The sequence below is a fragment of the Halonatronum saccharophilum DSM 13868 genome, from assembly GCF_000517025.1.
Classification (GTDB): domain Bacteria; phylum Bacillota; class Halanaerobiia; order Halobacteroidales; family Halobacteroidaceae; genus Halonatronum; species Halonatronum saccharophilum.
The window spans coordinates 290,888-304,279 of record NZ_KI912095.1 but is presented as its reverse complement, the minus strand read 5'-3'; the positions used below and the strand labels follow the sequence as shown (position 1 = coordinate 304,279).

Here is a 13,392-nt window from a genome sequence, read left to right as displayed (position 1 = left end):
TTGCATTATTGTTTTGAATGGATGCCCTTGTGGGTACTATGGAGATAGTAAAAAAGAGTGTAGCTGTAGTGATTATGAGGTAAAGAGGTATCTAAATAAGATATCAGGGCCTTTATTGGATAGGATAGATATACATCTAGAGGTGCCCCGTTTAGAGGTTGAAGAGTTGAATAACTATAAGCAGGGTGAGAAATCTAGTCAGATAAGAAAGAGGGTAGAAAGGGCAAGGGAGATACAGAAGAAGAGGTTTGAAGGTGAGGGTATCAGTCAAAATAGTCAAATGACCCCTTCTTTGATTGAGAAGTATATTCTCTTGGATAAGGAAGCCAGAGAGCTCTTGGAGAAGGCTATATCGACTCTAAATTTAAGTGCAAGAGCCTATGATAGGATTTTGAAGTTGGCAAGAACGATTGGAGATTTGGCAGGTAAAGATATAATAGGGAGTCAAGAGATCGGTGAGGCGATACAGTATCGTTCCTTAGATAGGAAGTTGAGTCTGTGAGTGGAATAAAAAAGCTGCTATTAGCAGCTTTTTTATTGTTAAATTGGATTTGTTTTTATAACGTCTCGCAGATTCGCGACGTCCCATTACTGTAATACAACCTCATCAATGCAATATAAATTTCATAAGTCAGCTCGACTTCCATTTATGCAATCAGATTGGGTGTCGCTAATCGCAGGTTATACGAAGGTCGCGTCGTTCTTTTATTCTCCTTTAAAATATTATTAATGTTTTTAAAATGATTTAATTAAATTGTTTTATACCTTAAATTGTTCAACTAATTTCTGTAATTTTTGAGTCATTTCTGCTAATGATTCTGATGAAGTAGCAACCTCATTAGACATACTTTTTATATCTTGTGTTGCAGTTATTATTTCATCACTATTTTGTGCTAAATCATTAGTTGCACTAGCAGTTTGCTCTATTTGAACCGAAGTTTCTTGAACTGAAACCTCAATTTCTTCAAAAATACTTCCAGTTTTTCTTGCTATTTCTTGTCCATCTTTAGCTTTTTCCTCTACCTCTTTAACTTTTTCTATTGCTTTTTTAGATTGTTTTTGAGTTTGATTAATTAAATTAGAAATTTCATCTGTTGCCTTAGCAGTTTCATTTGCTAACTGTCTTATCTCTTCTGCTACAACTGCAAAACCTTGACCTGCTTCTCCCGCTCTAGCTGCTTCAATAGCTGCATTTAAAGCTAATAAATTAGTTTGTTCTGCTATATTAGTAATCAATCCAACAATATGTCCTATTTCATCTGAATTTTTATCTAGTTTATTAATTACTTCTACAGTTTCATTTATTGTTTTATTGATTTTTTTAATACTTTTTAATGTATTTTCAATGTTTTGACTACCTTTATTAGTTTTTGAGTTAGCTTCTTGAGAAAAACTTGCTACTTCTTGAGCACTAGCAGAAATTTCTTGAATACCTGCCGACATATTTTCAATTAATCCACTAGAAGTTTCTATACTTGCATTACCTTCTTCTGCTGATGCTGCTAATTGTTCACTATAAGCTGATAGATCTTCTACATAATCAATCATCGTGTTTAAAATAAATTCTTTATTTTTAATATTAGCTTCAATAGCCTTACTTAAAATAAATTTAACATTATCTTTATTGCTAAAATTTTTATTAATCTTAGCTAATAACTCTTCTTTATTATAAGAATTATAATCAGTTTCATATAAAACAACATCTGATACAATATTTTTCATATTCATTTTTATATCTACACCCGTTACCCCAACAACTTTACTTCCTTCAAAAATTGGAAGAGCAACTGTAGTCATCAACACATTCTCACCATCAATCTTAAAATAAAATGGTTCTAATATAGCTGTTTTTCCATTATCACGAGGCATATGATAAAAATGTTCCTCTTCTACATTCTCTAAAACAGATGCCTCAGTTTTACCACTATTATGATAATAAATACTTAATCGTCCTGTATAATCATGTTTTTCTTTATTTTTATAAAATTTATCTTTTCCATCAAAAGCATTGGGCTCCCAAATTGTCCAAATCCCCAAAACAAATGGATGATTTAAATTTAATTTATCCATTTTTTCTTTTAAAAAAGTAAAAACATCTTCTCTACTTTTTTCTGTTTCTTTTATCTTTTTTATTTTTTTTCTTAGCTCCTCACTTATCTCTAAACTTTTCTCTAAAATTTGATACTCATTATTACTAGACTTTAAATATTGAATCAATAAATCAAAATAATCTGTTGATTTTTTTGATTTATTAACTTGAAGGCTAAATAAAATTATAAGTATACTACCTCCTATAAAAAATAAAAGTAAATTAGATCTAAAAATAAATGTAACTACAAAAACACCCATAAAAATAACTAATTGGATTAAATAGTTCATTATTATCTCCTTTCTATATTTTTATTGATTTTAAAATTAACAACTATAAATAACTTATTTTAAACTTTTTCAATAAAGACTAAGTGACTTTCGTATAACGTTTCAGGGGTTTACGACATATGTCGTTAATACCCGTTTTAGATTAAAACAGAGCAGAGCGATAGAAGGGCCAAACTACAAATAATCAACTCCCACAATCATACCCAACATCATTCACAGAACAATCATCAGTTATCTCCAGCCAACTGCTAATCTGTTTCTCTTTAGCAGCATTATAAACCGTATTCTTAGTAAGATCAACAATGATCTTACTAACCTTTTTGCTCCCCTTTTTTAAGATCTCACAAGAATCTCAAAACCAGTTCCAGGTCAGTAGTAGCAATAATGTATCACTATCGTCTTAAACTTCAAATTGATCTATAATATTCTCAAGCCAGGCCAACACTATATAGGGTAGAGCTTTTCATATCCTACAGTAGGTGTAGTTAGTAAGCCTAACTCTCCAACATATCCTCAATTGCTATTACTGCTTTTTTAGCTTTTCTTTTAGGGATCCCATCAACAGAGATGTCTTCAGTAGCTCCTCCAGTAGTTTCTAAATAAATAGTAGAGTAGAAGAATCCATTATTAATTCTTACAGAAGCTAATTGATCCTTAGTTACTCTTTTTTGTTGATTTTTTAAACCTAACCAAGTCTTCTTTTCGACTATAACTTTATTATCTTGAATTGATAGAGTATCAGGTATTAATGTTGATGTAAAACCTCTACTTATAAGTCTACTAGCTTTTACTTTCATAAAATATTACTTCCTTTTTAGTTATTAAACCATTTAAAATAATGACTTCAATATTTGATAATTAAATTAAATTAAATTTAATTTAATTATACTATAACTTGCTATTAATGTAAAAGCTTTAGAATATAGATGTAGTGAAAGGGGATATCTAAAATAAATAGGAGTAATAGATTAAAGAAATTAACTTTAATTTTGAGGTATATTATTATTGTGCTACTAGTAATAAAGAGGAGGTTTTATATGGAAAAGTTAGAGGCAGTTATCTTTGATATGGATGGTGTAATAATTGATAGTGAGCCGATATACTTTGAAATAGAGAGAAGGTTATTTAATGCTTTAAATCTTGATCTAAGTCAAAAAGAGCATCAATCTTTTGTTGGAATGACAATAAAAGGGTTATGGAAGGAAATCAAAAAGAAATACCCTATAAATCATTCAATCAAAGAGCTATCTCAAATTCACAAGGATGAAATCTTTAGCTATATGTCAAATGCTGAAAAATTGCCTTTGGTTGTAGGTATAAATAAGTTAATAGAAGAGATCTCTAAGGAAGGTTTAAAGATGGCAGTAGCTTCCTCATCACCTAAAAGGTTGATAGAGATCATCTTAGACAAACTGAAACTGGATAAATCTTTTGACCTTCTTATAAGTGGAGAAGAGGTTATGCATGGAAAGCCAAGTCCAGATATATTTTTATATACAGCAGATAAATTAAGAGTTAAGCCAACTAATTCTATTATTATAGAAGATTCGGCAAATGGAGTAAGGGCTGCCAAAACTGCAAAGATGAAGTGTATAGGGTTTCAGAATTTAAATTCAGGCAAGCAAGATCTTTCACCAGCAGATATTATTGTTGATTCCATAGATGAAGTTAATATTAAAGTATTAGAAGGTCTTTTTGCCAGGTAAAAAAGAATCCATACTTAGAGTATGGATTCTTTTTTTGGTTAACATATAGTTATAGACATTACTTAAAAATAGTATTCTAATTGTGTTAAATTAATATAACTCTAAATCTTGGTGGTGTTAAATATGTTAATGCTAATTCAAATTTCTTTTATTTTTTTTCTCACCTTGATAATATTCTTTAATATATTTTCAATGACAAATAATATTCTTTTATTAGATATCTATCCTTATTTGATTTTCTTCGCACTAGCTTTTTTAATTTTATTAGGGGTAATTGCTTTGACTAAGAGTATTTTTGTTGCCTACCTCTTTAAAGGGTTGGCATTGTTTTTAATTTTATTCTTTATATTTAATACTTATAACATAATTACAAACAAGGATAGACTATGGGGAAATAGTCAAGAATCTAGAGAATATTTAGATCAACTAATAAAGGTTAGTGGGATAGATTTAGAAGAATTTGAAGGTGGAAAGAAAGGGGTATCTAAGTTAATTCAAAAACGGGCCAACTTCTATCCCACCTATGGAAATAAAGTGACTTTAATTGAGGAAGAAGAAAATGTTTTTGATGATATCTTTGAAGCAATCTCCAATGCAAAGGATAGTATTCATTTAGAATTTTATATAATTAGAGATGATAGAATAGGAAAAAGGCTAAAGTCATTATTAATAGATAAGGTCAATGAGGGGGTTGAAGTTAGGGTAATCTATGATAGCTTAGGTAGTCATAACCTCAAGAGTGAATATAAGAAGAAATTAAAAGCAGCTGGTGTACAACTTAAAGCCTTTAATCCCCCTTTAAAAGCCTTATTAAAAGGAAGCCTAAATTATAGAAATCACCGTAAGCTAGTAATTGTAGATGGAGAGACAGCTTTTATTGGAGATGCTAATATTGGTGATGAGTTTGTGGAGTCCTTAGAAAATATTCCTTTTAAAAAGAGTTTGCAATTAAAGATAGAAGGCTTGGCTGTAAATTGGATGCAGAAGGTATTCTTAATGGATTGGTATTTTATTACAGGAGAGAAGCTTGATGATAAGAAGTACTTTTATAGTGGAGAAGAGCTAGGAGAGGCGAAGGTTCAAATTGTGCCTAGTGGTTATCAAAGAGATGGGAATATTATGAATGAAACCTACTTCTCCTTAATCAATGAAGCCCAAGAGAGAATATATATTACAACTCCCTATCTAATCTTAAAGGATGGGATAATACAATCTTTAAGGTTGGCATCTTTAAGGGGGATAGAGGTTAACCTTATTGTATCTAAAAATACAGATCTATTTCTCTTTGATTGGTCTAATAGATCAAACTTTGGCCCGTTACTAGAGGCAGGAGTTGATATTTATAAATATGAAAATGGTCTCTTACATGCAAAAGCTCTGGTTATTGATGATAGTATCTCTTCAATAGGTTCAACAAACTTTAATAGCAGGAGTCAATTTTTAGATTATGAGGTCAATGTTATAGTTTTTGATAAGGATTTATCTAAGCATATAGATGAATTTTTAGAAGAATTAAAGGAAAAGAGTAGCAAACTAACATTAGAAGAGTATAAATCCTCTTCGGTTTTAGTAAAAATTAAAGAGAAGATCGGGAGAATAATCATTCCTTTGATATAGTGATATTATCGTTTTATTAGCTAAGGATTCGCTTTTTGAACCTGATAAATGAGAATAATATTTTATGGATAAAACAAGGTTATTGGCTATAGGTCTAGAAGTATTTTAAGTGGAGAATATTTTAAATAGAGAATATTTTAAATAGGGGTGATTACAATTAATTTAGAAGAAAGGGATACTATATTATTTGATTTGGATGGAACTTTATTAAGGGTTAATTTTGATCATTTTTTAAAAGATTATTTTAAGGGGCTGACCAATGAGATTAAGGATATCCTAGATCCTCAAATTTTTATGAATGCTCTATTAAAAGGTACAGATGATATGGCTAAAAATAATGGCAAAGTGACAAATCAAGAAGTATTTATGAAGACCTTCTTTTCTATGGTTGATGTTGAAGATAAGGAAGGAATGAAGGCTAGATTCGATCATTTTTATAGGGTAGGGTTTAAGAAATTGGGCCAAGGTATAGAAGCTGATGATAATGTAGTTGAATTAATAGCTTATTTAAAGGAGTTAGGTTATAATCTTGCTTTGACAACCAACCCTTTATTTCCTAAGGAAGCCATTTTAGAGAGAATGAAATGGGCTGGCTTAAAAGAGGAAGACTTCGATCTAATAACTACTTATGAAATAATGCATTATTCGAAACCTAACATAAATTATTACCAGGAAGTTTTAGATAACTTAGGTATTACAGCAGATCAAGCAATTATGGTAGGAAATGATCTACAAGAGGATATGGTAGCAGGAGATTTAGGTATTAGTACATTCTTAGTAACAGATTTTTTAATTGATAGAGAAGAAAAAGAAGAATTTGATACAGACTGGAAAGGTAGTATGTTAGAGTTTAAGGATTATGTAGAAGAAAACTTCTAATAGAGGTTCTTCTTTTGTTAACTTTGGAAGCCTTTCCACAAACAATTGAGTGGGAGTGAATATTAAATGAATAAAAGTAATAGAAGATCTTTAACTGTATTAGTTTTTACAATGATGGTGGTATTGGGTATTATAGGAAGCTTACAGGGGCAAATTAGCCCTTTGCTTCAAAGAGGATATGGGTTGAACAACTCTCAATTAGGCTTTGCATTGGCTTTCTTTTCAGTAGGAGGAATTATTGCTTCCTTCTTTGGAGGGCCTTTGGTTGATGCTTTAGGTTTAAAGAAAGTATCTTTATTGGCAATGTTTATATCTATCTTTGGGGTTATCTGGATAAGTTATGTTAGTAAGTATTATATACTTATTATAGTTATATTTATTATTGGAGCGGGTCTTGGTATCTTTAATTTATCGATTAATTCTTTAGCCTCAGAGGTCTTTGTGGAGAATAAGGGTAGGATGATGAATCTTCTCCATCTCTTCTTTGGTTTAGGTGGTATAATCTCTCCAGTTTATGCTAGTTATGTACTATCTGCAAATTTCAAATGGGAAGCTATTTACTCTTTTTCTTCAATATTCTTAGTAGGTATAGCTATATTTGTCTTAGTCTCAAAGATTCCAAAAGCAAAGGGTACTAAGAAGGGTAAAGGGGCCAAAGAATCTTTTCTAAAAGTATTAAAGGATCCTAGAGTCCTTATCTTTTCATTAATGTTTTTATTTCATAGCGGTGCTGAGATAAGCTCTAAAATTTGGTTGGGTGTATATTTAATTAATGTTCAGGGTAGAAGTGATGGAGAGGTAAGCTTCTATTTCTTCTTATTCTTTTTATTCTTTACAGCAGGGAGGCTAATAGCAAGTATTATAGTAGAGAAGGTGGGTTATCTAAGGATGGTTATAATATCTTCTCTAGGTGCAATAGTTTCTATTACTTTAGGTGTTGTTGGCCCTGAATCTTTTGCTATATTTTTTCCTTTAACTGGCTTATTTATTGCAAGTAACTTTCCTACGATGCAAGCAACAATTTTTGAGGTCTTTGATGATAATATTCCAACTATCTTAGGACTTACTTTAACGGCTTCTAGTCTTGGAACTATAATCTTAGGTAATCTAGGGATAGGTTTTATTAATGATATATTAGGTATTAAATTTGGTTATGGGAGTATAGCTATATTCTTAGTACTATTGACTGGTCTAGTCTTATACTTAGACTACAATTACTTAGGGAGAGTGTTGTTTTCGAGTGAAGGAGAATTAAAGTTAGGTAAGTAATAAAACAATAGCAAACTTGTTTAAATTTATTGACATAAATAACTTTAAAACATATAATAAAAGTATGAGCAGACGTTCATACTTTTATTATACCCAACATATGATTATATGCTCATATATAAGGAGGAAAGCTTTGGTTATATGTCTTTAGTTGAAAGGGGTGTTTTTATGGAAAGAACTCAATTTAGAAGAAAAGAGGTTGATTTGATGAAAAAGGGCTTTGTCTTAGATGGTTTAGGTTGTGCTGACTGTGCGGCTAAGATGGAAAGAGAGATTAATAAATTAGAAGGTGTTGATAGAGCACAGATAAACTTTGTGACAGAAAAGTTAGAGATATTAATATCTAAGCCCTCTTTAGGTCAAAAAATAATAGCAAGGGCCAAAGAGATAATAAGTATTATAGAACCAGAAGTGGTCGTAAAGGAGGTGGAGGAAGAAGAGTTACAAGCTGAAGATGGAGATTTAACTGGGGCCAACACTTTGGTTCTAATCTTTATATCTCTTCTTTTGTTTTCACTTCCCTTCTTCTTTGATTTCAGTTTTGGAACTGAGTTGATATTAAATGCTACTGCATATCTATTAGTTGGCTTTAAAGTTCTAAAAAAAGCCTTTAAGAATATATTAAGAGGGCAGGTGTTTGATGAAAACTTCTTAATGTCGATTGCTACAATAGGAGCCTTTGCTATTGGTGAGTTTGCAGAGGGTGTTGCGGTAATGGTATTTTATCGAGTTGGTGAATACTTTCAAGATAAGGCTGTCGATAATTCACGCCGTTCGATCAAGTCCCTTTTAGAGATGAAGGTAGATAAGGCTAGATTGAAGAAAGAAGATGAAATAATAGAGGTAGATCCTAAAGAGTTAGAGGTGGGAGATATAATCTTAGTTAAAGCAGGAGAAAGAATTCCTGTAGATGCGGAGGTTATCGAAGGTGATTCTATGCTCGATACATCTGCACTCACTGGTGAATCTGTACCTAAAAGAATAAGGGTAGGAGAAGAGGTACTAAGTGGAACAATTAACTTAGAAGGATTACTAACATTAGAGGTTATTAAGGTTTATTCAGAGTCTACTTTGACAAGGATATTAAAGTTAGTTGAAGAATCTGCTAATAAGAAGGCAAAGACTGAGAATTTTATAACTAAATTTGCTAGTTATTATACACCCTTGGTAGTTGGTATAGCTTTATTGTTGGCTATAATTCCGCCAATTTTATTAGAAGGTGCTAGCTTTGGAGAATGGGTCTATAGGGCTTTGGTATTTCTAGTAATTTCCTGTCCTTGTGCTTTGGTTGTCTCCATCCCTCTTAGTTTCTTTGGAGGTATAGGTTCAGCTTCTCGTAATGGAATCTTAATTAAAGGCGGCAATTATTTAGAAGCCTTAAATAATGTAAAGACAGTAGTTTTTGATAAGACAGGAACCTTGACAGAAGGTGTCTTTGAGGTAATTGAGATTAGCCCTGTAAAGGGATGGTCTAAAGAAGATTTGCTAAGGTTTGCTGCTTACGGGGAGAATAACTCTAATCACCCAATTGCTAAATCTATTATAAGAAGATTTGGAAGAGAGTTAGATGAGAAGATCGATATAAGAGATTACAAAGAACTAAGAGGTATGGGAGTAAAGATGAAGTTAGAAGGAAAAGAGTTGCTGATAGGAAATTCCAAACTTATGGATAGAGAAGGTATAGATTATCAGGCTAATAATTCACCTTTAACTCTTGTGAATATTAGCTATGATGGAGAATATCTAGGTCAGATTCTAATAGCAGATAAGATTAGAGAAGAATCAAAAAGAGTAATTAATAGGTTAAGATCTTTAGGCGTTGATAATTTAATTATGCTAACAGGAGATAAAGAAGATGTAGGTGGGGAGGTTAGCAGAAGTTTAGATCTAGATGAATATTATGGAGATCTATTACCTAAGGATAAGGTAATGAAGGTAGAAGAAATTATAAACAAGAGGTCAAAGGGTAAGGAGAAGGTTGTTTTTGTTGGGGATGGTATTAATGATGCTCCAGTTCTAGCTAGAGCTGATATAGGGGTAGCAATGGGTGGCTTAGGATCAGATGCTGCAGTCGAAGCTTCAGATATGGTCTTAATGGATGATAAGTTGGAGAAGTTGGCCCAAGCAGTTCAAATTGCTCAAAAGACTAATAGGGTTGTTTGGCAAAACATAATACTATCTTTAGGAGTAAAGGGGATAGTAATGATCTTAGGAGCCTTTGGTTTAGCTGGTATGTGGGAGGCAGTTTTTGCAGATGTTGGAGTTGCTCTTATTGCTATCTTAAATGCTATTAGGATAATTAAATTTTAAATACTATTTGTTAATATTAAGATTTCTTTATATAATATAGTATATAAAGGAGGAGATAGTATGGGGTCGATTAAGATCATAACTGATAGTGGTTCTGACTTAACTAAAGAGTTAATAGAGGATTATGATATATCTGTTCTTCCTATTCCTGTAAAGTTAGGGGAATCTAATTATAAAGATGGAGAAGATATTACACCAGAGGAGTTCTATCAAAAGCTAGAGGAAAGTGATTCTTTACCAGTTACTTCTATGATAACGCCTTACACCTTTGAAGAGAAGTTTAAGTCGGTACTAGAGGATTATGACCAGATTATATATATTAGTTTTTCATCTCAGTTGAGTGGAATATGTAATTCAGCTAGAATTGCTGCAAAGATTGTTGACCAAGAAAGAATATATGTTATTGATTCTAAAGCTGCTACTTTAGGCTTGGGATTAATAGTCTTAAAGGCTGCTAAATTACTTAAAGAAGGAAATGATAAGGATGTTATAATCAAAGAGGTAGAAGATATGATAGAAAGGATTGAACATATCTTTGCTGTGGGCTCTCTTGATATGCTTAAAAAGGGAGGCAGAATATCATCTACTAAAGCTTTAGTAGGTTCTCTCTTGAATATAACTCCTATCTTAGAGGTTACCCAAGAGGGAAAGATTGTTCCTTTAAGTAAGGTTAGAGGGGAGAAGAGATTTATTAAATATATGATAGATGTTATGAAAGAAAGAGGAGATCTATTAAAGGAAGAAGCAATAGGTATAAGCCATGGTAATAACCTTCAATTGGCCCAAAAGCTTGCTGAGAGAATAAAGAAAGAATTTGGTCTAGAGGATATCTTAATTACTCAATTAGGTGCTGCTATAGGAAGTCATGCTGGCCCTGGAACTGTAGCTTTATTCTTTCAATAAATTAAGAGTTTAGTTTCAGAGAAGTTTTTATTTATTGGGGATTGACTTAGCTAGTGTTTAGAAAGTGATTATTTAATAAAGTAAGGCACCTATTAATAGGTGCCTAATTATCTTTTTAATTTGTCTTAGTTATTTTTTTAATTTTAAACTGAGCAGATGTATACTTATATCAGATAATATTAGTAAAATTAAGATTAAAAATAATATATAAGGGTCTCCATTAAAGTTTGACTTTGCTCTACAAGAGCAGTAGTCATTTTGAGAGAATAGCTCTTTTAACATAATACCCCCTCCTCTTGGTTAAATTTACTACATTTTATGCACATAACCTTATTTGTGTTCTTTAGAGGGGGGATAGTAATAAAGCGGAGCTTTATTACTAGTGAAGAGTAATCAGTAATGGGTAATGAGTAAAACCTTAAAAGTCTAGAAACCCTTTATCCTTAGGTTTTGACCTTGCTGATTATTCTTCACTCATCACTGATTACTAGTTGCACAAAGTGCAACTATATTACTATAAAATTCAACGAGGAGCATTCCTGTAATAAATAAATATCTAGATAGACAAAAAGAGCACCTCCTTGATATAATACGGGGTATCTAATAAAGATCCCTAAATAAAAAGGAGGCACTCATAACATGAATTATAAATCGAAAATCGTAAAATAATGCAAGTCAAAAGAGTCAACTTTAGTAATAGGAGTTGATATTGCTAAGAAAAAACATGTTGTAAGAGCTCAAGATTATCGTGGTATTGAATATGGAAAAGCTTTAGCTTTTTCAAAATTCAGAAGAAGGGTTTAATGAATTTTTAAAATGGATGTTAAAATTAAAGATAAGCATGAAAAAGAAGATATAATAGTTGGAATGGAACCAACAGGACATTATTGGTTGAACTTAGCTCAACTTTTGAGAGAAAAGAAAATAAAAATAGTATTAGTAAATCCAAGTCACACGAAAAAAAGTAAAGAATTAGATGATAATTCCCCAACCAAGAATGATAAGAAAGACGCTAAAGTAATAGCTCAACTGGTTAAAGATGGACGTTATTCAGAGCCTAATATACCAGTTGGTGTTTATGCTAATATTCGTGTAGCAATGACTCATATGGAGAGATTAAATAAAGATTTACAACGAGTAATAGGAAAGATACACCAGTTTATAGATAAGTATTTTCCTGAATATTTAACAGTGTTTAAAGGTTGGGATGGAAAGGCGTCTTTAGTTACACTAAAGACATTTCCTTTACCGTCTGAAATAATAGAAATGAAACCAGAAGAAATAGTTTTAACTTGGAAGACAGAAGTTAAAAGAGCAGTTGGAATAAAACGAGCCAAAAAGCTTATAAAAGCTGCTGAAAATTCAATAGGGCTGACTGAAGGAATTGAAATAGCAAAGTTTGAATTAAATTATTTCTTGAATCAATATGAAATCATAACGAGTCAGATAAAGCAATTAACTATCAAGCTAGAAAACTTACTAAAGAAAGTGCCGGGTACTGAAGCAATGTTAAGTATTAAAGGGGTTGGAATAAAGACAGTAGCAGGATTTGTATCAGAAGTTGGAGATATAAATAACTATGAACATCCTCGGCAAATTCAGAAGTTAGCAGGACTAAATTTGATGGAAAATAGTTCAGGGAAACATAAGGGAAGAACTTGTATTACTAAGAGGGGAAGAGCGAAATTGAGATCTTTATTGTATAGGGTGATGCTGCCTCTGGTAGCAAAGAATAATGAATTTAAAGAGCTACATCAATACTACACAACACGCTCTAAAAACCCCTTAAAGAAAAAACAATCCCTAGTAGCTCTATGTTGCAAATTGATTAGAATATTGTTTGCTTTATGGAAGAAAAAAGAAAAGTATGATGGTGAAAAATTATTTAGAAATATCAAACGTTCAAATTTACAGGGAGCTGCTTAAAGATATTTAAAATGAATTATTGGAATGTAAATTTTATAATATAGATCAATTATTTATGTTTGTTTTTCTTAGATTAAGTACTTTGAAAAAGGAAGACTGGAAGAGCTGGAATTAATTATTTCAATATGGGCATAGACCCTGTCGAGGAGCATATCCAGCCTCCACCCATGGATAGGTAGAACGAAGGAATGTAGGGACATAGATCCTGAGAGATATGGGAGGTTAAACTACCATGGAAATGTGGAGTTCCAATAAGCGACCATATTTTTTAAAAATAATAGTTAAGTTTTTAGATTACTTTATCCTTGCAATTCCAAATATTAATTGGTTTTAATAATTAAATCCATATTACTTTTTTATAAGAAAATAAATTTCTAAGAATAAGTGAGCATGAGTGAGATAA

9 protein-coding genes and 1 pseudogene are annotated in these 13,392 nt (G+C 31.6%); 8 read left to right on the top strand and 2 right to left on the bottom strand.

What is annotated here, in order from left to right:
* Window positions 1-13 precede the first annotated feature (13 nt).
* Window positions 14-502 (top strand): magnesium chelatase subunit ChlI family protein, encoded by a 489-nt coding sequence (locus HALSAC_RS0108610; RefSeq protein ID WP_027339923.1) that lies wholly within the window; start codon window positions 14-16, stop codon window positions 500-502.
* A 257-nt stretch (window positions 503-759) separates the two neighbouring features.
* Here HALSAC_RS0108610 and HALSAC_RS16485 read toward each other — a convergent pair whose 3' ends face one another.
* Window positions 760-2,379 (bottom strand): methyl-accepting chemotaxis protein, encoded by a 1,620-nt coding sequence (locus HALSAC_RS16485; protein ID WP_051412152.1) that lies wholly within the window; start codon window positions 2,377-2,379, stop codon window positions 760-762.
* A gap of 494 nt (window positions 2,380-2,873) precedes the next feature.
* Window positions 2,874-3,176, bottom strand: coding sequence for a hypothetical protein (locus HALSAC_RS0108600; protein ID WP_027339922.1), 303 nt, complete (start codon window positions 3,174-3,176; stop codon window positions 2,874-2,876).
* A 240-nt stretch (window positions 3,177-3,416) separates the two neighbouring features.
* On the opposite strand from HALSAC_RS0108600, the gene HALSAC_RS0108595 reads away from it, so the two are divergent.
* The 7 genes and pseudogenes from HALSAC_RS0108595 to HALSAC_RS15455 all read left to right on the top strand — a co-directional run bounded on the left by HALSAC_RS0108595 (window position 3,417) and on the right by HALSAC_RS15455 (window position 12,989).
* Complete coding sequence (locus HALSAC_RS0108595) at window positions 3,417-4,085, top strand: HAD family hydrolase (protein WP_035571553.1); 669 nt, start codon at window positions 3,417-3,419, stop codon at window positions 4,083-4,085.
* Between the two features lie 279 nt (window positions 4,086-4,364).
* Window positions 4,365-5,702, top strand: a complete 1,338-nt coding sequence (gene cls, locus HALSAC_RS15465; protein WP_169730090.1) for a cardiolipin synthase — start codon at window positions 4,365-4,367, stop codon at window positions 5,700-5,702.
* A gap of 147 nt (window positions 5,703-5,849) precedes the next feature.
* On the top strand, window positions 5,850-6,581 hold the full coding sequence (locus HALSAC_RS0108585) for an HAD family hydrolase (protein ID WP_027339920.1): 732 nt from the start codon (window positions 5,850-5,852) through the stop codon (window positions 6,579-6,581).
* Between the two features lie 66 nt (window positions 6,582-6,647).
* Window positions 6,648-7,850, top strand: coding sequence for an MFS transporter (locus tag HALSAC_RS15460; RefSeq protein WP_084804400.1), 1,203 nt, complete (start codon window positions 6,648-6,650; stop codon window positions 7,848-7,850).
* A gap of 168 nt (window positions 7,851-8,018) precedes the next feature.
* On the top strand, window positions 8,019-10,160 hold the full coding sequence (locus tag HALSAC_RS0108575) for a heavy metal translocating P-type ATPase (RefSeq protein ID WP_051412177.1): 2,142 nt from the start codon (window positions 8,019-8,021) through the stop codon (window positions 10,158-10,160).
* A 60-nt stretch (window positions 10,161-10,220) separates the two neighbouring features.
* On the top strand, window positions 10,221-11,063 hold the full coding sequence (locus HALSAC_RS0108570) for a DegV family protein (RefSeq protein ID WP_027339918.1): 843 nt from the start codon (window positions 10,221-10,223) through the stop codon (window positions 11,061-11,063).
* Window positions 11,064-11,731: 668 nt separating this feature from the next.
* Window positions 11,732-12,989 (top strand): annotated as a pseudogene (locus HALSAC_RS15455) (IS110 family RNA-guided transposase).
* Window positions 12,990-13,392 lie beyond the last annotated feature (403 nt).